Below are 22851 nucleotides of genomic sequence, written 5' to 3' on the forward strand. Positions count from 1 at the left end.
GGTGGGTGGTCCGGTTGCCCGTTTTGTGGTGGTACGTGATAGAAAACGGCCATGCCCGGCCTTGCGCTCGTCAGGAAACCCGGCCCCCGGATCGCCGAGGGCATCGTCACTCACATCCAGCGCGAGCCGGTGGACCCGGAACGGGCGCGTCACCAGCACGACGCCTACGCGGGTGCGCTGGCGGCCGCCGGGTGGCGGGTCACGTACGTGCCGGACGCCGACGAGCTGCCCGACGCGCCGTTCGTGGAGGACGCGGTGGTGGTGTCGGGGCGGCTCGCCGTACTGACCAGGCCGGGGGCGCCGGAACGGCGGCCCGAGGTGGAGTCCGTGGCCGGGGCCGTGCGGGAGCTGGGGCTCAAGGCGGTCAGGATCGTGCCGCCCGGCACGCTCGACGGGGGCGACGTGCTGCAGGTCGGGCCCACCGTGTACGTCGGGAGGTCGGCCCGCTCCAACGACGAGGGGATCGTGCAGCTCGCGGGCCTGCTGCCGGAGCGCGAGGTCGTGCCCGTGGGCCTGACCGGCGTGTTGCACCTGAAGTCGGCGGTGACCGCCCTGCCCGACGGGACGCTCATCGGCGACCCGCGCCACGTGGACCTGCCGGGGCTGCTCGTGCCGCCGGAGGAGTCGGGGGCGCACGTGGTGCCCCTGGGCGGGGACCGCGTGCTGATGGCCGCCTCGGCACCCCAGACCGCCACAATGCTCGAAAAACGGGGATTTAGCGTGACGAAGGTAGATATTTCGGAGTTCGAGCGGCTGGAAGGCTGCGTGACCTGCCTCAGCGTCCTGGTCCCGGACTGACGGAGACCCGCCGCCTTCTCAGGATCTGAGATCCGGGACAGCGCATCGCGAGACGTCTGGTAGCGTGCATGACATGCTGCGCGGGCTGCTTCTTAGCTGCCGCGGCGGGGGCCTCTGAGGCCGGCTCCCTCGCCGCGGAGCCAGTCGTGCGCGTCGGCCGTCTTCTTCCGACCGACGAGGAGTCAGCAGACATGACCGCTCAGCAGCCCAGTTCCATGCCGATCCATCGCTATCAGGCGTTCGAACCCATCCGCCTGACCGATCGCACCTGGCCCGACCAGGTCATCACCAAGGCGCCCCGCTGGTGCGCGGTGGACCTGCGGGACGGCAACCAGGCCCTGATCGACCCGATGGACTCCCACCGCAAGCTCCAGATGTTCGAGCTGCTGGTACGCATGGGCTACAAGGAGATCGAGGTGGGCTTCCCGGCCGCCTCGCAGACCGACTTCGACTTCATCCGCCAGATCATCGAAGAGGACCGCATCCCCGACGACGTGGTCATCCAGGTCCTGACCCAGGCCAGGCCGGAGCTGATCGAGCGGACCTTCGAGTCCATCGAGGGCGCCAAGCAGGCCATCGTCCACCTCTACAACTCGACCTCCACCCTCCAGCGCCGCGTGGTGTTCGGCCTGGACAAGGACGGCGTCACCGCCATCGCCGTCGAGGGCGCCAAGCTGGTCAGGAAGCTCGCCGAGGCCACCGACGTCGACGTCCGCTTCCAGTACTCTCCCGAGTCGTTCACCGGCACGGAGCTCGAATACGCCGTCGAGGTGTGCGACGCGGTCAACGACGTGTGGCAGCCCACCCCCGACCGCAAGGTCATCATCAACCTGCCGGCCACGGTCGAGATGGCCACCCCCAACGTCTACGCCGACTCGATCGAGTGGATGCACCGCAACCTCAAGCACCGCGACTCGATCATCCTGTCGCTCCACCCGCACAACGACCGCGGCAGCGCCGTGGCCGCCGCCGAGCTGGGCTACATGGCGGGCGCCGACCGCATCGAGGGCTGCCTGTTCGGCAACGGCGAGCGCACCGGCAACGTCTGCCTGGTCACGCTGGGCATGAACCTGTTCTCCCAGGGCATCGACCCCGAGATCGACTTCGGTGACATCGACGAGATCCGCCGGATCACCGAATACTGCAACCAGCTGCCCGTGCACCCGCGCCACCCGTGGGGCGGCGAGCTGGTCTACACCGCCTTCTCCGGCTCCCACCAGGACGCCATCAAGAAGGGCTTCGAGCACCTGGAGCGCGACGCGGCCGCGGCGGGCGTGCCGGTCGACGAGTTCACCTGGGCGGTGCCGTACCTCCCGATCGACCCGAAGGACATCGGCCGCACCTACGAGGCCGTCATCCGGGTCAACAGCCAGTCGGGCAAGGGCGGCGTCGCGTACATCATGAAGGCCGACCACCAGCTCGACCTGCCGCGGCGGCTGCAGATCGAGTTCTCGAAGGTGGTGCAGGCCCGCACCGACAGCGGGGGCGGCGAGATCACGCCCGCCGAGATGTACGAGATCTTCCGCGACGAATACCTGCCCAACCCGGCCAACCGCTGGGGCCGCCTCAGCCTCATGGCCCACCGCCACGAGTCCACGGTGGACGACAAGGACCGCATCGGCGCCGACGTCCGGGTCGACGGGGAGATCCGCGAGATCGCGGGCGCGGGCAACGGCCCGATCTCGGCCTTCACCGACGCCCTCGCGGGGGTCGGCATCCACGTGCGCGTGCTCGACTACGTGGAGCACGCGATGAGCGCGGGCTCCGACGCCAAGGCCGCCTCCTACCTGGAGTGCGAGGTCGACGGCCGGGTGCTGTGGGGCGTCGGCGTCGACGCCAACACCACGACGGCCTCGCTCAAGGCCATCATCTCCGCGGTCAACCGCGCTTCGCGCTGACCCCGTTCTCCCGGTACGGCCGGTCGCCCCAGAGGCGGTCGGCCGTCGCCGTTCCCGCGGGCTCAGCAGCGCCGTGAACTCCGTCACCGTTCCCGGGGGCTCAGCAGCGACACCAGCAGCGCCGTGAACTCCGTCACCGACCAGGGCGACCGCCGGCCCAGCGCGGTCTGCACCTGGGCCTCCCGCTGGCGGAACACCGGGTGGTCCAGCCGCACGTAGGTGACCCCTTCGGCCGGCGCGTCCTGGCGCAGGTCGCCGAGATCCCCCACGAGCGCGATGCCGCCCCCGCAGCGGACGAACTCGTGCAGCGGGCCGAGCCAGTCGCAGACCAGCACCGGGCGGACCGTCAGCCCCTCGATCTGCGCGCCGATGTCGAAGAGCTCGCGCTGGCTGGTCCCGGTGGAGGCGAGGGCCAGGGGATGCTCGCACAGCTCCGCCAGCCCGACCCGGTCCCGCCCGGCCAGCTCGTGCCCGAGCGGGACGATCGCGACCACCGGGATCACGACGGCGCACTCCACCCGTACGTCGTGCTGCGGCCCCATCGCATAGGTGACGGCGACGTCGGCGATGCCCTCGGCCACCCGGCGGGTGGCCTCCTGCCGGGGGACGACGTCGAGCTGGAAGGTCACGTCGGGGTGGTCGCGCCGGAAGGCCGCCATCGCCCGCGGGACGATCCGGCGGGCGAACCCCTCGGAACAGGCCACCGTGACGTTGCGGGCATCGGCCCCGCCCCCGGTCCGCAACTCCTCCACCAGGGCGGACGCCTCGGCCTCGCTGCGGCGGACGTGGGCGAGCAGCCGGGACCCGGCCTCGGTCAGCGCCATCCCGCGCGGATGCCGGACGAACAACGGCACCCCGCACCCGGACTCCAGCTTGGTGATCTGCCTGCTGATCGCCGAAGGCGCGACGGTCAGCGTGCGGGCCGCCTCGGTGACCGACCCGGTCCGCGCGACCTCCAGGAAGTACGAGAGGCCCACTGGCAGGAGTTGCATCGGGACCTCCGGGTCTTGCCTGAACGCAGGTTTGCCAATAGTAGAACGCCGGGTGCGGCAAACGGCAATGGTCCCGGCTCACGAACGGCCCTACGCTGCTGACCAGCGCGGTGCCCAGACTCCCCGGAGGAACCTCTCGTGATCCCAGCGAACCTCGTCGAACAGGCGGAAGAGTACGTCGATTCCGGCGCCTTCTTCACCGACCTGGCCGCGATGGTCTCCTATCCCACCGAGAGTGCCAGACCCGAGAGCCGTGTTGCCGTCAAGGCATACCTCGATGAGGTTCTGACCCCCGCGCTGGTCGATCTCGGGTGCTCCGTGACCGAGTACCCCAACCCCGACGCCAGCGGGGGTCCGTTCCTCGTCGGCACCCGGGTAGAGTCCCCCTCGCTGCCGACGCTGCTCTGCTACGGCCACGCCGACGTGGTGGACGGGCACGCCGGCCGGTGGAGCGGCGGCCGTGACCCGTGGACGCTGACCGCCGACGGCGACCGCTGGTACGGCCGGGGGTCGGCCGACAACAAGGGGCAGCACCTGGTCAACCTCGCGGCGCTGCGCCTGCTGCTCGCCGGCCAGGGGAGGCTCGGGTTCAACCTGGTCTTCCTGTTCGAGTCCGGCGAGGAGGTCGGCTCGCCGGGGCTGGCCGAGTTCGCCGCCGCCAACCGCGCGATGCTGCGGGCGGACGTGCTGATCGCCTCGGACGGGCCGCGCCTGGACGCGGCGACGCCGACGCTGTTCCTCGGGTCGCGCGGCGGCGTCGACATCGAGCTCGACGTCGACCTGCGCCCCAACACCTATCACTCCGGCAACTGGGGCGGCGTCCTGCGCAACCCCGCCACCACCCTGGCCGGCGCGATCGCGAGCTGCGTCGACGGGCACGGGCGGGTCCAGGTGCCCGCCCTGCTGCCGCCGGAGCTCCCGGACGCGGTCCGCGCGGCGCTGGCCGGCGTCGCCGTCGCGAACAGCCCCGGCGACCCGGTCCCCGACGAGGGCTGGGGCGACACCGGCCTGACCGCCGCCGAGCGGCTGTACGGCTGGAACACGCTGGAGGTCCTGTCGCTGGGGTCGGGCGACGTCGACAACCCCGTCAACGCGATCCCCGGCCGGGCCCGCGCGATCCTGCAGCTGCGGTACGTGGCCGGGACCGACGTGAGCGGCGCGGAGAAGGCCGTCGCCGAGCATCTCGCCGCCCGCGGCTATCCGATGGTCGGCGTCCGCGTCCTGCGCCACTTCCCCGCCAGCCGCACGGCGCTCGACGACCCGTGGGTGCGGTGGGCCAAGGGGACGCTGGAGCAGGCGACCGGCGGGCCCGTCGCCCTGCTGCCGAACATCGGCGGCTCCCTGCCCAACTTCGTCTTCACCGACGTCCTCGGCCTGCCGACCCTGTGGCTGCCGCACTCGTACCCGGGCTGCCTCCAGCACGCGCCCGACGAGCACCTGCTCGGCGCGATCGCGCGTGAGGGCGTCGTGCTGGCCGCCACGCTGTTCCACGCTCTCGGCAACCCTTCGGCCGACCGCCCGCTCCCCGCTCGCCGCCCGGCCTGACGACGTCAGCCACGCCCCCTCCGGAAGGACCCCCCCGATGGCCGTCGCCCCGACCGATTCGACCCAGCCCGCGACGCGTGGATCCGCCAGACGCGCGATCGCGGCCGCGACCATCGGCAACGCGCTCGAGTGGTTCGACCTCGCCGTGTACGCGCTGATGGCGGCCTACATCGGGAAGGTGTTCTTTCCCGATGGCGCCCCGGGCGTCCAGTTGGTGCAGGCGTACGCGGTGTTCGGCGTGACGTACCTGATCCGTCCGCTCGGAGGGCTGCTCATCGGCGCGTACGCCGACCGGCACGGGCGCAAGAAGGCGCTGGTGCTGACGATCTGGCTGATGGTCCTCGGCACGTTGCTGATCGCGATCATGCCCGGCTACGCGACCCTCGGGCTCCTCGCGCCGCTGGGGATCGTGATCGCGCGGCTGATCCAGGGGTTCGCGGCGGGCGGCGAGTTCGGGGCCGCCACCTCGTACCTGGTCGAGCAGGACGAGAGCCGCAAGGGCTTCCTCGGCAGCTTCCAGTTCGCCAGCCAGGGGCTCGCGACCCTGATGGCCTCCGGGTTCGCCGCGGGTCTGACCGCGATGCTGTCGAAGGAGCAGATGGCGGCCTGGGGCTGGCGGGTGCCGTTCGTGTTCGGCCTGCTGGTCCTGCCGGTCGGCCTCTACATCCGCAGGTACGTCGCGGAGTCGCCGGCGATCAGGACGGAGGAGAAGCCGGCCTCGCCGATCCGGTCGGTGTTCCGCGACCACTGGGGCGGCCTGCTGATCGCCGGCGGCGCGCTGGTCATCTCGACCGCGCTCAACTTCATCCTGCAGTACATGCCGACCTTCGGGATCGAGGAGCTGGGCCTGAACGACTCGTTGTCGTTCGTCGCGCTGCTCATCACCGGGGTCACCCTGACCGTCGCGACTCCGGTCGTGGGCCTGCTGGCCGACCGGTACGGCCGGCTGAAGATCATGATCCCGGCGGCGGTGCTGATCGGCGGGAGCGCCGTCCCGCTGTTCCTCTGGCTCACCGCGGCGCCGTCGTTCCTGACCCTGACGCTCTGCATGACGGTGCTCGGCCTGCTGAAGGCCGCCTACTTCGGCGCGCTGCCGTCGGTGATGGCCGACGCGTTCCCGGTGCACGCCCGCGCGACCGGCCTGTCGTTCAGCTACAACACGGCGGTCGCGATCTTCGGCGGGTTCACCCCGGCCATTGCCGCTGCGCTCGTCTCGGGAACGGGCTCGCAGGTGTCGCCGGCGTACTACCTGCTGGCCGTCTCGTTCCTGAGCGTGGCCGCGCTGGTCCGCGGGAACCGGACCCGCGGCCTGCGCTGAGGCAGTCACCGGCGCCACTGTTCACGCGGGGCTGAGCAGGCCCATCACTGTCCTGCCACGCCTGATCGTGCTCCTCGCCACCAGTGCGGACATCCACACGCTCACCAGCGCGCTCGCCGTCACCATCACCACGAACGACCATGACGCCTTCTCCTGGCCCAGCACCAGCAGGCCCGCGACGGCGCCCCAGGCGAGTGCGTTGCAGATGCCCGCCGATGCGAGGATCTGGCCGGTGCCGCGCACGCTGGAGCCCAGTGACGGTGCGCCCGCCGCCGTCATGGGCAGCGGCAGCACCAGTGCCATGATCAGTGGCACGTGGAAGCCCCCCGCCATCGCTTCGCCCAACGGCCCGACAGGATAGCCGGCGTGCAGGAAGGTGAGGCTCACGAAGGTCAGACCGACCAGCCCGACGGGGATCACGAGCACCCAGGCCGTCACGATGACCTGTCGCGCGGTCATCCGCGTGAGCGGTCCGTGCACGGAGTGGCGCATCGCGGCGAGACAGGTGTGCAGCAGCGGAGTCACCGAGAGCACGGCTATGACGCCCGCCATGGCAAAGAGCGTCTGCGCCATGCCTTGCAGGTCCCTGGCGATCGGCCCGGCCTCGGCCCACACGCCGTGCAGGCCGGCCGCGTTGGCCGCGCCGCGCAGGCCCGGGTTCCACAGGAGCAGCAGCGCCGCCCCCATGCAGGCCAGGACCGCGGCGAGCGGCGCCGTCAAGGCCCCCGCCCCGGGGATGCGCCGGTGGTGCAGCCACGCGTCGGCCGCGCCCGAGGCCAGGTCGAGCACGGTGCGCACGCGTACCGGCCGTGCGGCGACCAGATCGGCGACCTCCTCGCCGTAACGCTCCCGCCACGCCTTCGGGTAGAGGCTGAGCACCGCCAGGGCCACCGCGCGCATCATGCGAGCCCCCAAACCGCTCCCGTGCGCCTGGCGCCTGCCTGCTCGATGCGGCGCAGGGTGGCGAGCTGCTCGCCGAGCGCCGAGCGCCCGCTCTCGGTGATCCGGTACGGCTTGCGCCGCTCGTCCGACTCGACCGGCTCGATCCAGCCGCGCTCCTCCAGCCGCATCAGCGCCCCGTAGAGGGTGCCGGGCTCCAGCGAGGTCCCCGAGAACTCCTCGATGTCGTTGATCATGCGATAGCCGTGTTTCTGCCCCTCGGCCAGGCTGATGAGCACCAGCAGCGCCACGTCCGTGAAGCGGCCGAGCTCCTTTGTCCTCCGTGCCATGTATTCAGTAAAACTTAGTAAGTCTTACTGAGCAAGCCCGAAGGTCGAACCCGCCAGCCGCATCGAGTGCTCGAACGCCGCGCGCCTGTTCTCGATCGTGTTGTTGAACTGGCCGAACAGCTCGAAGTTGACCCACCCGTACAGCGCGGTCCACGCGGAGAGGCCGCGCCAGAGCACGTCGTCGGGCACGCCGGGCATGAGCCCGCGGATGTTCACCGCCTCCACCGCCAGCTCGCCCGGGGGCTCGCCGGCGGCGGGCCGGATCGCGCCCGCGGCCCAGGCGTCGGAGACGATCCGGCCCAGCACGGTGACGTCGCGGATCCGGGCCGCGACCGTGTCCTGCGGCGCCTGGTAGCCGGGCACGGGGGAGCCGTAGAGCAGCGCGTACTCGTGCGGGTGCGCCAGCGCCCAGTCGCGTACGGCGTGGCAGGCCGTCATCCACCGGCGCGGGAAGTCGTCCTGCGGGCACTCGGCGTCGGCGCGCTCCACGGCCTCGCCGAGGGCGTTGTAGCCGTCGATGATCAATGCGGTCAGCAGGTCGTCGCGGCTCGGGAAATAGCGGTAGATGGCCGAGGAGACCATGCCCATCTCCCGGGCGACGGCCCGCAACGACAGGCCGCCGGCACCCTCGGTGGCGAGCTGGCGGCGCGCGATGTCGGTGATCTCCCTGGTGAGTTCGGCCCTGACGCGTTCTCTGGCGGTGCGGCTGGCTGTCATGAACAGCAGGTTATCAGAGCGGTGCCAAAAAACGAGAGCACTGCTCTTGACGATCCCTGCTCTCTTGAGAGAGCATTGCTCTCGTAAGCGAATGGCAGTTCACGGAGGACCGCGATGCTCGGCATAGTCAAAGGCGCCAACGCCGCTCTGATGTTCTTCCTGGAGCTCGGCGTGCTGGCCTCCGTGGGTTACTGGGGCTTCACCCTGAGCGCCGCCTGGTGGATCAGGGGGCTGGCCGGGGTGGGCGGCGTGGCGCTGTTCATCACCGCATGGGCGCTGTTCGGCGCGGGCGGGGGCGCCAACGCCGTGTTCCCCCTCACCGGCCTGGCCCGCGCCGCGCTGGAGATCCTCTGGTTCGGCGGCGGCGCCGCGGCCCTCTACGCCGCCGGTCTGGCGACCTCCGCATACATTTTCTTCGTCCTTTTCGTCATCAATGCGGTACTCCGCATCGTCTGGAAGCAGGTCTGATCATGGGCAAGCACGTCGTCGTAGGCTCCGGCCAGGTCGGCACGCATGTGGCGAACAAGCTCCTCGCGCAGGGCCACGAGGTCACCGTCGTGACCCGCTCGGGCAGCGGCCCCGAAGGGGCGGTCAGGGTGGCCGCCGACGTCTCGGACCAGGCCCGGCTGATCGAGGTCACCAAGGGCGCCGACGTCCTCTACAACTGCGTCAACCCGCGATACCACCGCTGGCTCACCGACTGGCCGCCGATGGCCGAGTCGTTCCTGGCCGCCGCCGAGGCGAGCGGCGCCGTGTACGTGATGCTCGGCAACCTCTACCCGTACGGGCCCGTCACCGGCCCCATGACCGAGGACCTGCCGCTCGCCTCCACCGACCCCAAGTTCCAGGTGCGGGCGAAGATGTGGCAGGACGCGCTGGCCGCGCACGAGGCGGGCCGGATCAGGACGACCGAGGTGCGCGGCTCCGACTACTTCGGCCCCGGCGCCACCGACCAGTCCTACCTGGGCGACCGGTTCCTCGCGCCGCTCAGGGCCGGCAAGGCCATCCAGCTCGTCTACCCCCCGGACGTGCCGCACAGCTGGACCTACCTGCCCGACGTCGCGGAGGCGTTGATCGTGGCCGGCGGCGACGAGCGGGCCTGGGGCCGGCCGTGGCACGTGCCCACCGGCGACCCGCTGAGCTTCCGCCAGATGGGGGAGCGGATGGCCGCGCTGCTCGGGCGGCCGGCGCCCAAGTTCGCGCAGCTCCCGTGGCCGCTGGTCAAGGCGGCCGGCCTGTTCTCTCCCATGATCGGGGAGCTCGGCCACGTCAGATACCAGTTCACGGCGCCGTTCGTGCTCGACTCCTCGGCCTTCCAGACCACCTTCGGTGTCGCGCCGACCCCGATCGAGGCGGCGCTCAAGGCTACGCTCGACGCGTGAAGATAGCCGTGATCGGCCTGGGTGACATCGCGGAGAAGGCCTACCTTCCCGTGCTCGCCGCCCAGCCTGCCCTCGACCTGCACCTCTGCACGCGCAACCAGGCTCGCCTGGACCGGCTCGGCGACACCTACCGGATCGCCGGGCGGTCCACGAGCGTGGATGAGGTGATCAAGGAGGGGGCCGACGCGGCGTTCGTGCACGCGGCCACCGAAGCGCACCCGCAGATCGTGGAGCCCCTGCTCAAGGCCGGGATCCACGTCTACGTCGACAAGCCCATCGCCTACACGCTCCGGGACTCGGAGCGGCTCGTACGGCTCGCGGAGACCGAGGGGAGGTCGCTGATGGTCGGCTTCAACCGCCGGTACGCCCCCGGATACGCCGGGCTCGCCGCCCACCCCCGCCATCTCGTCCTCATGGAGAAGAACCGCGAGAACCACCCCGACGACCCGCGCCGGGTGATCTTCGACGACTTCATCCACGTGGTGGACACCCTCAGGTTCCTCGCCCCTGGCCCGGTGACCGGCACCAGGAGCCGGACCCGCGTCAAGGACGGCCTCCTGGAGCACGTCGTCCTGGAGTTGACCGGCGACGGCTTCACCGCCATCGGCGTCATGAACCGGGCGAGCGGGGCCGGCGAGGAGACGTGCGAGGCCATGGGCGACGGCGCCAAGCGCCGCGTGGCCAACCTCGGCGACGTCGTCGACTACCGGGGCGGCGAGACGCTCGCCCGCCGCCCCGACTGGGTGCCGGTGGCCAGGCAGCGCGGCATCGAGCAGATCTGCCTCGACTTCCTCGCCGCCGTGCGCGACGGCCGCCGGATCGCCGCCGACGACGCCCTGGCCACCCACGCGCTCTGCGAGGAGATCGTCAGCCGGCTCGCTTGAGCATCTCCCTGTCGGCCTTGGCGAACATCCGCTCGAAGACGGGCCCGCCCAGCCTGGTCAGCACGGTGTAGCCCTGCGCGTCGCTCATCGGGCTGGACGACGACACGACGCCGGCCAGCGCGTCGCCGTACAGCACGGGCCCGCCGCTCCCGCCGGCGGCGGCGTGGCAGTTACGCGTGATCATCAGCCCGGGCCCCTCGGAGGCGGCCTCGGTCGCGTCGCCCACGCACCGGTACATCTTGGTGCCCGGATAGCCCTTGCCCGCCGGGTAGCCGAGCAGTTCGAGCCCGCGCAGCTTCGTGCCCCTGGTGGTGTGCATCGGCCGCAGGCCCCGGCCGGTCACGGCCTCCAGCGGGCGCTCGCGGGGCGCCACCCCGACCAGGCCGACGTCGTACGGCAGCAGACTCGGCGAGTACGGCTCGCTGCGCCACTTGGCGGGCACCCACATGCGCGCGGCCGGCCAGACCCCGAGGCGCGGTTGCCCCAGGTCGTAGTCGGGCAGGAAAGTCACCTGCTGGAGCGCGCGGCCGTGCTGGTGCAGGCAGTGTGCCGCGGTCAGCACCAGGCTGCGGCTGCGCGAGCCGATGACCGTGCCCCCGCACAGCACGTTCGTCTGCGTCACGGGGTCGCGCCCGAGCAGGACCCCGGTGAGCCGCCGCGCCCCCGTGTAGGGGCGCGGGACGGGCGCGTAGCCCAGGCGATCGCCGTCGGGCGTCAGGATCCGGGGAACGGGGACGTTACGTTGCGACACCTCGGCGACGGTGGTTGGGTCGAGCAGGACCAGAGACAGCACCAACCTGAGCACACTCCCACCTTAAGGTGACGATGATCAGTGCTCTGACCTGCGACATCAATCTTTACCTCAACTTGTGTACCGAGAGCCCAGCGCGCGCAGCCGGGCGTGCGCCGATTCGTACGAGGCGGGCCCGCCCAGGTACGCCTTGGGCAGCTTCGCGACCATCGTGTAGTTGGTGTCGCACACGTTCCCGACCGGCGCCTGCCCGGCCTGGCTGACGAGCTGGTAGGCGTCCAGCGTGTCCAGCCCGGTCAGCTCCGACGTCCAGGTGACCAGGTCGTGCTGGCTGATCCGGTACGCGTCCTCCAGCGGCCTGGCCGAACCCGTGGACATCAGGTGCAGATCGTCCTCCAGCCGCGGCCACGGCGTCGCCACGCCCTTGATCAGCTCGACCGCGACCACGGTGTTCATGGCCGACTCCACGGCGGTGCCGCAGACCTCACCGTGCCCCTGCAGCCCGTGGCCGTCGCCGATCGAGAACATCCCGCCCTCGACGTTGACCCCCAGGTAGACGGTGACGCCCGCGCGCAGCTCCGGGGTGTCCATGTTGCCGCCGTGCGCGTCCGGGGTGATCGTCATGCGCGCCTCGTTGGCGGCGGGGGCCACGCCGACCGTGCCGTGCATCGGGTCGAGCGGCAGTGCCACGCTGAAGTCGCTGTTGCGGGCGTGGTAGACGGCCACGCCCTTGTCGAGGTCGATGTCGTACCGCCAGACCCGCTCCTCCAGCGGCGGTTGCAGCGTGGCCGTGGTGTGCGTGCTGGTCAGCGCGCCGAAGTGGGGGAACGTCGTGGACACCGCCCAGTCCCTGGCCGGGGTGATCCTGACGAAGTGCAGGGCCAGCGTGTCGCCGGGCTCGGCGCCCTCGACGTGGAAGGGGCCCGTCACCGGGTTCAGGTAGGGGAACTCGCACACCCGCGACGGCAGGTCGTCCACGGTCCGGACGCGGCCGCCGAAGCAGTCCTCGGTGTAGAGCTCCAGGATCGTGCCCGGCCGAACCTTGCCGACGGCCGGGCGTCCCCCGAAGGTGTAGCTCAGGTCCTCAAGGGCGGGACGGTAGGAGATGACGTTCACTTGACCTCCGATGGGAGTACGGGGCGGCGGCCGCGGGCGTACGCGACGCCGAGGACGACCAGGCCGGCGGCAAGCCAGATGCCGCCGACCCACTGGGCGTAGACGCTCTGGTTGAGGACGACGGCCATCAGGACGACGACGCCGATCACCGGCGCGACCAGGTGCGCGAGCCAGTTGCGGCTGCGCCGCCTGATGACGTAATGGACGACGACGGAGACGTGCAGCAGCAGGAACGCGGTCATGGCGCCGAAATTGACCAGCGAGGTCAGCTCGCCGATGCCGGTCGTCCGCGTGCTCATGTAGACGCCGAGGACCAGCGAGAGCGCGGCCACCACCAGGGTCGCGTTGACCGGCACCTTGCGCTTGGGGTCCACCTTGGCGAGGAACGAGGGGAGCTGGCGGTCGCGGCCCATCGCGAACAGCAGGCGCGAGGTGGCCGCCTGCGCGACCAGCGAGTTCGCGAACCCCCACGCGACGGCGGTGGCCACGGCGGTCAGCACCGACAGCCAGTGCCCGCCGGCGAACTCCGCGGTGGTGTAGAACGCGGTGCCCGCCGCGTCGTCGTTCGCGATCAGCGCGTCGCGGCCGGGGGTGAGCAGCGCGGCGACCCAGGTCTGCGCCACGAACAGCACCGCGGCCAGCCCCAGCGCGGCCACCATGGAACGGCCGAGCCGCCGGGCGTCCTCGCGGTTCTCCTCGGCCAGCGTGGAGATGCCGTCGAAGCCGAGGAACGACAGCACGGCCACCGACGTGGCGGCCAGGACCACGCTCCAGCTGAATCCGGCCGACTCGAAGATCGGGGTGAACGCGCCGGTCTGCGCCTTGCCCTGGGCCAGCGCGACGCCGCCGGCCACCAGGAAGATCGCCAGGACCGCGAGCTCGGCCACCAGCATGATCCGGGTGATCCTGGCGGTCATCTGGATGCCGAGGTAGTTCACGACCGTGTTGAGGACGACGAACGCCACCAGCCACAGCCAGACGGGCACCACGGGCACGAACTGGTTCATGGCCGCGCCGGCCACGAGATAGAGCAGCGAGGGCACGAGCACGTAGTCGAGCAGGATCGCCCATCCGGCGATGAACCCGACGGGCGCGGCGACGCCCCGGCCCGCGTACGTGTAGACCGAGCCGGCCATGGGGAAGGCGCGGGCCATCTGCGCGTACGACAGCGCCGTGAACGCCATCGCCACCAGGCCGACGACGTACGCGAGCGCCACCATCCCGTGGGAGACGGCGAAGACGTGGCCGAAGATGCCGAACGGCGCGATCGGCACCATGAAGATCAAGCCATAGATCATCAGGTCGGCGAAGCCCAGGGAACGCTGGAGTTCCTGGCGGTAGCCGAACTGCTCGACTGTGCTCATGCACGGCTCCTAGCTGCGTGGGGGGCGATTCGCACCCTAGAGCCAAAGCTTTCTACTGAAAAGGTTTCTCTAGAAAGAATCCCAGGCCGTCGGCCCTGCCCAGGTGCACGGGATGGCGTACCTGGTGGTCGACCAGCGTGAGCGTGCCCCGGGCGCTGGTGATCCGGGTGCCGTCGGCGACCGCGTCGAGCGCGGGCACGGCCAGCGACCCCGCCCGCGCCGCGAGCGCGGCCAGCATCGCCACGGCCTCGTAGCAGCCGTGGCCGTGGGCGTTCAGCATGGGGGCGTCCGCGCCGAACCTGGCCGCGTACCGCTCGGCGAACCCGAGGCCGGCCTCGGTGGGCAGGTCGCGGAAGTAGCCCATGGACGCGTACAGCTCGCCGGTGACGTCCCCGCCGACGCCCAGCAGGCCGTGCTCCTCCAGCGCCCCGCACAGCCGGGCCGCGCCGAGCCCGCCGGCCGCGTACGCCCGGTTGAACGCCATGAGGTCGCTGCCGATCAGCGTCAGGAGGATGGCGTCGGGGCGCGCGTCCGCCACCTGGTCGAGCCGGCAGACGGCCTCGCCGTAGGCGACGAAGCTCTCGCCCACCACGCTCGCGCCCCGGGCACGCAGCCGCCTGCGGGCGCTGGCATGCACCAGGCGCGGCCAGACGTAGTCGTTGCCCAGCAGGTACCAGCGGCGGGCCCGGCGCGTGCCGGCCAGCCACTCGATGCCCGGCGCGAGCTGCCTGCCCGGGGTCTCGCCGAGGAAGTAGACGCCCGGGGCGTGGCCGCCGCCCTCGTACGGGGGCGCGTACACGAACGGGACCCGCCCGGCGATCGCGGCCACCACCTCCACCCGCACGTCGCTCGCGTGGGCCCCCGCCACGGCCTGGACCGTCTCCGAGCCGACCAGCCCCGCCACCTCGGCCGCCACCTCGCCCGCGGGCCTGCCGCCGTCGATGAGCACCAGCTCGACCGGCCTGCCCAGCACGCCGCCCCCGGCGTTGACCTCCTCGGCGGCCAGCACCGCGCAGTTGATCGCGCACGGGCCCATCAGGCCGAGCACCCCCGACACGGGCACGACCAGGCCGATCCTGATCGACTCCGACGGTATGAGCCGCGCTTCCAGCGGATCGACGGTCGCCGACACGCCGACGAGTATCCTCCGTTCTAGCTCTCCGATGAAAGGACCTCTCTCCATGACCACCTCTGGGCTCGGGTCCTCACTCGCGTACCTGCTGAGCCGTGCGGAGCGCAGCGTCAACCGCGGGCTGGCCGCGGCGCTGGCCGGCGAGGAGGTCACGGTCGAGCAGTGGCGCATCATGCGGGCGCTGGCCGACGGTCGGGGCGAGTCGATGGGCGAGCTGGCGGAGGCGGTGCTGATGCCGCACCCGACGCTGACCAAGGCGATCGACCGGCTGATCGACCGGGCGCTGGTCTACCGCGGGCCGTCCAAGGGGGACCGGCGGAGGGTGGCGGTGTTCGTCTCGGACCGGGGGGCGGAGCTGCTCGCGCGGGTGGACGGGGCGGTCGCCGAGCATCATGGGCTGATCGCGGGGGCGTTCGGGCGGGAGCGCACGGAGCAGCTCATGCGCGACCTCGAGAGCCTCATGGAGGCCCTCGACCACGCCGAACTCCGCGTCTGACCCACGGCCTCCCCAGGGGACCTCAGCCGCTGGCGGGTGGAGGCCCGGAGGTGGGCGCGCGGTCGGATGGTGGCGCGCCCACCTTGGGTTTCTCGGTGGTTACGGGTACAGGCCGCGGAGCTGGTGGGCCTCGACGACGCGGCTCACGCCGATGACGTGTGCCGCCCGCCTGAGCGTCAGGTCGCGTTCGGCCGCCACCGACTTCACCTCGGCGAAGGCCTCCAGCATGAGCTCGCGCAGCTTGCGCTCGACCTCATCGGCGCTCCACGAGTACGCCTGCAGGTTCTGCACCCACTCGAGGTAGGACACGATCACCCCGCCCGCGTTGGCGAGGATGTCGGGCACCACCGTGGTGCCGTTCGCCGTCAGGATCTCGTCGGCCTCGGGCGTGACAGGGCCGTTCGCGCCCTCCACGATCAGCCGGGCGCGGATCCTGGGCGCGTTGGCCTCGGTGATCGCGCCTTCGAGCGCCGCCGGGACGAGGATGTCCACGTCGAGCTCCAGCAGCTCGTCATGGGTCAGCTCGTCGGCCTCGCGGAAGCCGCGCACGCCCCCGGCCTCGGCCGCGTACGCGACCAGGGCGGAGAGGTCGAGGCCGTCGCGCGCGTACACGGCGCCGGTGGCGTCGGAGACGGCCACCACCTTGCAGCCAGCGTCGGCCAGGAACTGCGCGGCCGGCGCGCCCACCTTGCCGAAGCCCTGCACGGCCACGGTGCGGCCGGCGGGCGAGCGGCCGAGCGCGGCCAGCGCCGCGATCTGCACGCCCCGCGAGGTGGCGGACAGGCGTCCGTGCGAGCCGCCCAGCGTCTTCGGCTTGCCGGTGACGACGCCGGGCACCGGGAAGCCGGTGTGGACGCTGTAGGTGTCCATGATCCAGGCCATGGTCTGCGCGTCGGTGCCGACGTCCGGAGCCGGGATGTCCTGCTCCGGGCCGATCAGCGGCATGACCTCGTTGACGTAGCGGCGGGTCATGCGCTCCCGCTCGCGCTCGGTGAGTGTGGACGGATCCACGGCCACGCCGCCCTTGGCGCCGCCGTACGGGATGCCGACCAGTGCGCACTTCCACGTCATCCACATCGCGAGCGCGGTGACCTCGTGGATGTCGGTGTCCGGATGAAACCGGAGCCCGCCCTTGGCGGGTCCCCGCGAGACGTTGTGCTGGACGCGGAAGCCCTGCACGACCTCCATGCGGCCGTTCTCGCGCCGGACCGGGACCGAGACGGTCAGCGACCGCCGGGGCGTGGCCAGCATCGTGCGGAGCCCGTCGTCGAGTCCGAGCTGCTCGGCGGCCTGGTGGAGTTGGTGGAGTGCGGAGTCGAGGGCCTGACGGCCCGGGCTGATCAGGGCCGGCGTCTTTGACGGCACCATGATGCTCATGGAAGAGAATCCTCCCGCTATGACGCCCTTTTTACGCGGGAAGCGCCATTGCCTCCCACTTTGGGCGTTGTTGTCGCGATCATCCTAAGGCGGAGGGTTTCACCTTGCCTAGCAGTCGAGGAAATCCGTGCCGTTAGTCAAGGTGCTGTGGACCGTGCCACTCTGGCAGGCTTGCGTCCCGTCGGAGTGACGAATCGTAAATATCTCGGGGAGTGAGATGCCCGCACTCGTGATGGGGCCGATGCTGCGATATGTGGACTCGGTCAGCGCCTCGATCTGGGTGGAGGCCGCCGAGCCCTGCACGGTCACCATCGAGGCGGACGGCAGGTCTTACCGGTCGCCTACCTTCACCGTGCACGGTCACCACTACGCGATCGTGGATCTCGTTGAACTCTCCCAGGATATCGGGTCGTATTCGGTGAGGCTCGACGGGGACCAGGTATGGCCGCTGGCGGGTCGCCCGCCGAGCCGGATCCGGCTGCTGCCCGCCGACGGGCTGCGCAAGCTGGCGTTCGGCTCGTGCCGCACCAGCGTCCCGCACGACGCCGCGTACGTCCTGACCCACGGCGACGACGTCCTGCGCGCGTACGGCGAGCACCTCCCCAACGCGGAGGACGAGGAGTGGCCCGACCTGCTGGTGCTCCTCGGCGACCAGGTCTACGCCGACAACCCCTCGCCCGCGATGCTCGAACACATCCGCTCCCGCCGGAGCACGGAGCCGCAGGGGGAGATCGCCGACTTCGACGAGTACGCCGAGCTCTACCGCCTGGCCTGGACCGACGAGGAGATCCGCTGGCTGCTGTCCACCGTGCCGACCGCGATGATCTTCGACGACCACGACCTGCGCGACGACTGGAACACCTCGCAGCCCTGGCGCGATCAGATGGCGACGGTGCCGTGGTGGCAGCGCCGCGTCATCGCGGGGCTGGGGGCGTACTGGATCTATCAGCACCTCGGCAACCTCTCGCCGGCCGAGCGCGCGCAGGACCCGCTGCTGCGCACGCTGATGGACGGCGACGGCGGCGCGGCCCTCGACACGTTCGCGGAGAAGGCCGACGCCGAGCCGAGCAGCAACCGCTGGAGCTACGCCCGCGACCTCGGCAACGCCCGCCTGATCATGGTGGACACCAGGTGCGCCAGGCAGCTCACGCCCGGCGACCGGCGCATGCTCGACCCGGGGGAGTGGGCCTGGCTCGAAGAGCAGGTCGCCGCCCCGGCCGAGCGGCTGATCATCGGCTCGTCGATCCCGTTCCTCCTGCCCGAGGGCGTCCACGGCGTCCAGAACTGGAACGAGGCCCTGTGCGACGGCAAGTGGGGCGGGCTCGCGCGGCGGTGGTCGGAGAAGTTCCGGCAGCGCATCGACCTGGAGCACTGGGCGGCGTTCCGGCGTTCGTTCGAGGACCTGGCCAGGCTGCTCGTGAAGGTCGGCAAGCCCGTGCTGATCCTCTCGGGCGACGTCCACTACTCCTACCTGGCCAGGGCCGGCGCCGGGCAGATCTTCCAGATCGTCTGCTCCCCGATCCGCAACCCGCTCAGCCGCATTCTCCGCTGGGCCAACGTGTTCACCCAGTTCCGGATCGCGACGCTGGTCGGCAGCCTGCTGGCGCGGCTGGCGGGCATCCCGCGGCCGCCGTTCAGATGGCGGGTCACGAACGGGCCCTGGTTCCAGAACGCGGTGGCCACGGTGACCCTGCCCGACGAGGTCACCTGGTTCGAGTCGGTCGGCGATGCGGTCCGGCCGATCGACTCCGTCCGCCTACGCTGAGGCGCATGCACAAGGATGATTACGCCGCCGCCGTGCCGTTCTACGATCTCTGGCACGAGGACGGGCATGTCCCGACGGTGCGCGGACTCCTTCCCCCGCTGCTGACGGAGGTGCGGCGGAGCGTGCTCGAGATCGGCGCGGGCACCGGCCTGATCACCGAGCTGATCGCCAGGGAGACGCCTGCCGAGATCTACGCCCTGGAGCCGTCGCTGGGCATGCGCTCGGTGCTGGTCAACCGCCTGGCCGCCGACCCCTCGACGATGCGGCGGGTGACCGTCCTGCCGTACGGGGCGCTCGACGTGGAGGTGGACGAGCCGGTCGAGGCCATCGTGATGATCTCCGTCCTGCAGAGCTTCGACGCCGAGGAGCGGGCCGCGCTGTGGCCGGTGCTGGCCAGGCAGCTGGAGCGGGGCGGGCTGCTGGTGTTCAACTGGCGCGAGCGGGCCGAGCCGGTGCCGGGCGATCTCGAGGTGGTGGGGTCGTACCAGGTCGGCAGGCACACGTACGAGGTCGCCGGGCAGGTGCTGGAGGCCGAGGGGGAGCGGGTCACCTCGCGCTTCGTCTACCGGATCAGGCAGCACGGCGTGGTGATCAGCGAGGACGAGGTGGTCCTCACGAACCACTGGCCCACCCGGGAGCGGCTGGTGTCGGAGCTGGAGGCAGCGGGCTTCACCCCGGATCCGGCACCGGACGGGATGGAGGTGTGGCGGCTCCCGTAACCGCGCCGGAAGAAATGTGGAACCGCCCTCCGGCCTGCGGCCAACAACAGGGTGACCGCATGAGAGAGGACCGGCAGAGTGGTGGGTGTTCAGGATGTGCCTGAGACGCTGGATGACTCGACGCTGATCGGGCATTCGCTGGCCGACCCGGAGAGTTTCGCGGCGGTGTTCGACCGGCACGCCGACGAGATCCACAGGTACGCGGCCCGGCGCCTCGGGACCGAGCTGGCCGACGACGTCACGGGGGAGGTGTTCCTCGTCGCGTTCCGCGGGCGGGCGCGTTACGACCGCTCGTGGCCGGACGCCAGGCCCTGGTTATACGGCATCGCGACCAAGGTCGTCGCCCAGAACCGCAGGGCCGAGCGGCGGCGCACCGCGGCCATGGCCAAGGTGAACGTGGAGCGCCCCGGCACGTTCGACGACCGCAGCGCGGACCGGGTGACCGCCGAGCAGCTCCAGCCCAGGCTGGCCAGGGCGCTCACCCGGCTCAGCGCGGGCGAGCGCGACCTGCTGCTGCTCGTGGCATGGGCGGACCTGACGTACGAGGACGCGGCGCTCGCGCTCGGCGTGCCGGTCGGCACCGTCAGGTCCAGGCTCCACAGGCTCCGCGTCAAGGTGCGCAGGGCTCTCGGCGGCACCGATCCCTTCGCAGCAGAGGAGCCCCAGCATGGATGAGGACGAGATCCGCACGTTCGCCGACGGCCGGCCCGCCGTGCCGCCGTACGGGGCCGAGGCGAGGGCCAGGGCGCGGGAACGGCTGCTGACGGAGGCGCGTGGCGGGGGCCGCTTTCGCCTGCCCAGATTCGGCTGGCAGGCCGCGGCCGCGTTCGGGGTCACGGTCGTCCTGGTCGGCGGGGTGGCCGTGGCGCTGACGAACCGGGGCGCGGGCGGAGACGGCACCGCCATGTCGGCGACCGAGACCGTTTCCGTGTCGTCGTCCGACGAGCTGACCCCTCGCCCCGGCCAGTTCATCCTGGTCGAGTCCGACACCATGTACGGGTCGATGACGGCCGACCAGAACAGCGGCGAGCCGACCCGCCACCTCTACCGGACCCACAGGAAGATCTGGCAGTCGGTGGACGGGAGCGCGAACGGCCTGCTGCTGATCGAGGGCCGCGAGCCCCAGCCCTGGCCGGGCACGCAGCTCCCGGAGAACGCCAAGAACTGGCAGGGCTCCGACTGGCACACGCTGCCGTCCTGCGCCTCCCGGACGGACGACTACCGCACCGACTACGCCTACCTGAGCACGCTGCCGACGGACGTCGCCGGGATGCGGGCGCGCCTGTACAAGATGCCCGCCACGGCGGGCGACACCAAGGGCGCCGAGAACGACCGGGCCGCCTTCGACCACCTGATGGACCTGGTCAGGGAGACGTACCTGCCGAAGGCGCAGCGCGACGCGCTCTTCGAGGCGGCCAAGTCGATCCCCGGCGTGCAGGTGGCAGAAGGGGTGGCGGACTCGGCGGGCCGCAAGGGGGTCGCCCTCGGGCGGGTCGATCCGCAGGGGGTCCTCACGCAGGGCATCTTCGACCCGGCCACGCACCTGTTCATGGGGGAGCGGCAGACGGTCGTGGACGACAAGATCGCCCAGGCGCCCAAGGGCAGCGTGCTGGGGCTGACCGCCCAGCTCAAGGTCTCGGTGGTGGACGCGCTGCCGCAGGCCACGCCCAAGGACGAGGGGCAGGTGGCCTGCGCCCCGTCCAGCGCCGAGCCCGCCCCGGGGGAGACGAGCTCGGCCGTGCCGTCGGAGTCGCCGAGCGACGAGGGCGGCCCGGAGCCGGTGCCGACCATGACGGTCTCGCTGAGGGCGACGGATGATTCGACTGCGCCGCCGGAGCCGGTGATCAGCACGGAGCCGTCGACCGCGCCGGCCGTGCCGCCGACGGCCACCGCGCGGCCGTCGATTGGCCAGACCGCGCCGCCGACGGCCAGCGTGCGGCCGTCGGACGAGTCGGCGCCGCCGACCGCGAAGGCGTCTCCGGCCGGCAAATGACCACCCGGACGGGCGACCGGGCGCCGTGTCGGCGCCCGGCCCCGTGAACCGGAGAAGCGTCTCCCTGGACAGGGCCCGGCCACGTGCGGTGGCTGGGCCCTGCCGTGCTTTGCCGTAAAGACTCTGGAAGGCCCGGCCACGGACGGCGGGTCAGCTTTAAGGAGCGGTGTTCAGCTCGTAGAGGGCGTCGGCGAGCTGGTTGACGGCCCACACCAGGTCCTCCTCGGAGACCACGATGGGCGGGGCGAGGCGGATCGTGGAGCCGTGGGTGTCCTTGGCGAGCACGCTCCGCGCCAGCAGCGCCTTCGACACCTCGCGCCCCGTGGCGAGCTCCGGGTCGATGTCCACGCCGGCCCACAGCCCGCGCCCGCGCACCTCCACGACCCCCTTGCCGATCAGCTCGCGCAGCCGGGCGTGCAGCACCTCGCCGAGCTTGGCGGCCCTGGCCTGGAACTCGCCGGTGTTCAGCAGCTCGATGACCGCGATGCCCACCGCGCACGCCAGCGGGTTGCCGCCGAACGTGGACCCGTGCTGGCCGGGCTGGATGATCCCCAGCACGTCCCGGTTCGCCGCGATGGCCGAGACCGGCACGACGCCGCCGCCGAGCGCCTTGCCCAGGACGTAGACGTCGGGCACGACCCCTTCGTAGTCGCACGCGAACGTCTGCCCGGTGCGCCCCAGCCCCGACTGCACCTCGTCGGCGATCATCAGGATCCCCTGCGCGGTGCAGAGCTCCCTGATCTCGCTCAGGTACCCGTCCGGCGGGACCAGCACCCCGGCCTCGCCCTGGATCGGCTCGACCAGCACCGCGACCGTGTTGGGGTCGACGGCCCGCCTGATCGCCTCGGTGGAGCCGTACGGCACGAGCCGGAAGCCCGGCGTGTAGGGCCCGAAGTTGTCGTGCGCCTCCGGATCGGTGGAGAAGCTCACGATCGTGGTCGTGCGGCCGTGGAAGTTGCCCTCCATGACGATGATGTTCGCCTGGCCGGGCTCGACGCCCTTGACCTCGTAGCCCCACTTGCGCGCCACCTTGATGGCGGTCTCGACGGCCTCGGCGCCGGTGTTCATGGGCAGGATCAGGTCCTTGCCCGTGAGGTCGCCGAGCCCGGCGCAGAACTGCGCGAACTGGTCGTGGTAGAACGCGCGGCTGGTCAGGGTCAGGTTGTCGAGCTGGTTACGAGCGGCCTCGATGATCTTCGGATGGCCGTGGCCGAAGTTGAGCGAGGAATAGCCGGACAGGCAGTCCAGATATCGCTTGCCCTCCACGTCGGTGACCCAGGCGCCGTGCGCCTCGTGGATCACGACGGGAAGCGGATGATAGTTGTGCGCGCTACGGCGCTCGCTCATCTCCATGAGCTCTGCGCTGGTGGTCATG

At 71.3% G+C, this 22851-nt stretch carries 22 protein-coding genes; 12 read left to right on the plus strand and 10 right to left on the minus strand.

Annotated features, from left to right (window positions below):
* The first annotated feature begins 51 nt into the window (after positions 1–51).
* Together ddaH and leuA are read left to right on the plus strand one after the other, a co-directional pair.
* Positions 52–798 (plus strand): dimethylargininase, encoded by a 747-nt coding sequence (gene ddaH / locus ABZS69_RS17655; RefSeq protein WP_355372968.1) that lies wholly within the window; start codon positions 52–54, stop codon positions 796–798.
* Positions 799–989: 191 nt separating this feature from the next.
* On the plus strand, positions 990–2696 hold the full coding sequence (gene leuA, locus ABZS69_RS17660) for a 2-isopropylmalate synthase (RefSeq protein WP_355372971.1): 1707 nt from the start codon (positions 990–992) through the stop codon (positions 2694–2696).
* Between the two features lie 83 nt (positions 2697–2779).
* Here the strand turns inward: leuA and ABZS69_RS17665 are convergent, their stop codons facing one another.
* Positions 2780–3688, minus strand: coding sequence for a LysR family transcriptional regulator (locus ABZS69_RS17665; RefSeq protein ID WP_355372973.1), 909 nt, complete (start codon positions 3686–3688; stop codon positions 2780–2782).
* Between the two features lie 138 nt (positions 3689–3826).
* On the opposite strand from ABZS69_RS17665, the gene ABZS69_RS17670 reads away from it, so the two are divergent.
* Together ABZS69_RS17670 and ABZS69_RS17675 are read left to right on the plus strand one after the other, a co-directional pair.
* Positions 3827–5233: a M20 family metallopeptidase gene (locus tag ABZS69_RS17670; RefSeq protein ID WP_355372975.1), complete on the plus strand. Its 1407-nt coding sequence runs from the start codon at positions 3827–3829 to the stop codon at positions 5231–5233.
* A gap of 37 nt (positions 5234–5270) precedes the next feature.
* Positions 5271–6551 carry an MFS transporter gene (locus ABZS69_RS17675; RefSeq protein ID WP_355372978.1) on the plus strand — a complete coding sequence of 427 codons (1281 nt, stop codon included), beginning with the start codon at positions 5271–5273 and terminating at the stop codon, positions 6549–6551.
* Between the two features lie 21 nt (positions 6552–6572).
* Here ABZS69_RS17675 and ABZS69_RS17680 read toward each other — a convergent pair whose 3' ends face one another.
* Genes ABZS69_RS17680 through ABZS69_RS17690 form a run of 3 tightly spaced genes read right to left on the minus strand, consistent with a single transcriptional unit; the run spans position 6573 to position 8497 of the window.
* Positions 6573–7454: a hypothetical protein gene (locus ABZS69_RS17680; protein ID WP_355372981.1), complete on the minus strand. Its 882-nt coding sequence runs from the start codon at positions 7452–7454 to the stop codon at positions 6573–6575.
* Positions 7451–7780: a helix-turn-helix transcriptional regulator gene (locus ABZS69_RS17685; RefSeq protein ID WP_355372983.1), complete on the minus strand. Its 330-nt coding sequence runs from the start codon at positions 7778–7780 to the stop codon at positions 7451–7453. Before ABZS69_RS17685 ends, ABZS69_RS17680 begins: the two co-directional genes overlap by 4 nt.
* 24 nt (positions 7781–7804) lie before the next feature.
* Positions 7805–8497: a TetR/AcrR family transcriptional regulator gene (locus ABZS69_RS17690; protein WP_355372985.1), complete on the minus strand. Its 693-nt coding sequence runs from the start codon at positions 8495–8497 to the stop codon at positions 7805–7807.
* A 114-nt stretch (positions 8498–8611) separates the two neighbouring features.
* Between ABZS69_RS17690 and ABZS69_RS17695 the strand changes: the two genes are divergently transcribed.
* Genes ABZS69_RS17695 through ABZS69_RS17705 form a run of 3 tightly spaced genes read left to right on the plus strand, consistent with a single transcriptional unit; the run spans position 8612 to position 10763 of the window.
* Positions 8612–8965 (plus strand): YrdB family protein, encoded by a 354-nt coding sequence (locus tag ABZS69_RS17695; RefSeq protein WP_355372988.1) that lies wholly within the window; start codon positions 8612–8614, stop codon positions 8963–8965.
* 2 nt (positions 8966–8967) lie between these two features.
* Positions 8968–9879, plus strand: coding sequence for an NAD-dependent epimerase/dehydratase family protein (locus tag ABZS69_RS17700; protein ID WP_355372991.1), 912 nt, complete (start codon positions 8968–8970; stop codon positions 9877–9879).
* Positions 9876–10763, plus strand: a complete 888-nt coding sequence (locus tag ABZS69_RS17705; protein WP_355372993.1) for a Gfo/Idh/MocA family oxidoreductase — start codon at positions 9876–9878, stop codon at positions 10761–10763. The genes ABZS69_RS17700 and ABZS69_RS17705 overlap by 4 nt, the downstream gene beginning before the upstream one ends.
* Here ABZS69_RS17705 and ABZS69_RS17710 read toward each other — a convergent pair.
* From ABZS69_RS17710 to ABZS69_RS17725, 4 genes are read right to left on the minus strand one after another with little or no spacing between them, the layout of a single operon-like run.
* The gene (locus ABZS69_RS17710; RefSeq protein WP_355372996.1) at positions 10747–11568 is read right to left on the minus strand and encodes a trypsin-like serine protease; all 822 of its coding nucleotides are present in this window, start codon (positions 11566–11568) and stop codon (positions 10747–10749) included. The two genes, ABZS69_RS17705 and ABZS69_RS17710, sit on opposite strands and share 17 nt — an antisense overlap.
* 57 nt (positions 11569–11625) lie before the next feature.
* Positions 11626–12630 (minus strand): acetamidase/formamidase family protein, encoded by a 1005-nt coding sequence (locus tag ABZS69_RS17715; RefSeq protein ID WP_355372999.1) that lies wholly within the window; start codon positions 12628–12630, stop codon positions 11626–11628.
* Positions 12627–13994 carry an APC family permease gene (locus ABZS69_RS17720; protein WP_355373002.1) on the minus strand — a complete coding sequence of 456 codons (1368 nt, stop codon included), beginning with the start codon at positions 13992–13994 and terminating at the stop codon, positions 12627–12629. Before ABZS69_RS17720 ends, ABZS69_RS17715 begins: the two co-directional genes overlap by 4 nt.
* Before the next feature lie 52 nt (positions 13995–14046).
* Positions 14047–15126: a substrate-binding domain-containing protein gene (locus ABZS69_RS17725; RefSeq protein ID WP_355373005.1), complete on the minus strand. Its 1080-nt coding sequence runs from the start codon at positions 15124–15126 to the stop codon at positions 14047–14049.
* Positions 15127–15175: 49 nt separating this feature from the next.
* Here ABZS69_RS17725 and ABZS69_RS17730 point away from each other — a divergent pair, with 49 nt between their 5' ends.
* A complete protein-coding gene (locus ABZS69_RS17730) occupies positions 15176–15622 on the plus strand; it encodes a MarR family transcriptional regulator (RefSeq protein WP_355373008.1) in 447 nt (148 codons plus the stop codon).
* Positions 15623–15721: 99 nt separating this feature from the next.
* Here the strand turns inward: ABZS69_RS17730 and ABZS69_RS17735 are convergent, their stop codons facing one another.
* A complete protein-coding gene (locus ABZS69_RS17735; protein WP_355373011.1) occupies positions 15722–16999 on the minus strand; it encodes a Glu/Leu/Phe/Val dehydrogenase in 1278 nt (425 codons plus the stop codon).
* A gap of 217 nt (positions 17000–17216) precedes the next feature.
* On the opposite strand from ABZS69_RS17735, the gene ABZS69_RS17740 reads away from it, so the two are divergent.
* From ABZS69_RS17740 to ABZS69_RS17755, 4 genes are all read left to right on the plus strand, one after another.
* On the plus strand, positions 17217–18764 hold the full coding sequence (locus ABZS69_RS17740; RefSeq protein WP_355373014.1) for an alkaline phosphatase D family protein: 1548 nt from the start codon (positions 17217–17219) through the stop codon (positions 18762–18764).
* A 5-nt stretch (positions 18765–18769) separates the two neighbouring features.
* Positions 18770–19483, plus strand: coding sequence for a class I SAM-dependent methyltransferase (locus ABZS69_RS17745; RefSeq protein WP_355373017.1), 714 nt, complete (start codon positions 18770–18772; stop codon positions 19481–19483).
* Between the two features lie 96 nt (positions 19484–19579).
* A complete protein-coding gene (locus ABZS69_RS17750; RefSeq protein WP_355373019.1) occupies positions 19580–20158 on the plus strand; it encodes an RNA polymerase sigma factor in 579 nt (192 codons plus the stop codon).
* On the plus strand, positions 20151–21476 hold the full coding sequence (locus tag ABZS69_RS17755; protein WP_355373021.1) for a CU044_5270 family protein: 1326 nt from the start codon (positions 20151–20153) through the stop codon (positions 21474–21476). The genes ABZS69_RS17750 and ABZS69_RS17755 overlap by 8 nt, the downstream gene beginning before the upstream one ends.
* 156 nt (positions 21477–21632) lie before the next feature.
* On the opposite strand, the gene rocD is transcribed toward ABZS69_RS17755, so the two are convergent.
* Positions 21633–22850 (minus strand): ornithine--oxo-acid transaminase, encoded by a 1218-nt coding sequence (rocD, locus tag ABZS69_RS17760; protein ID WP_355373023.1) that lies wholly within the window; start codon positions 22848–22850, stop codon positions 21633–21635.
* Position 22851: the final 1 nt, after the last annotated feature.

This window comes from Nonomuraea sp. NPDC005650 (assembly GCF_040605375.1).
GTDB lineage: Bacteria > Actinomycetota > Actinomycetes > Streptosporangiales > Streptosporangiaceae > Nonomuraea.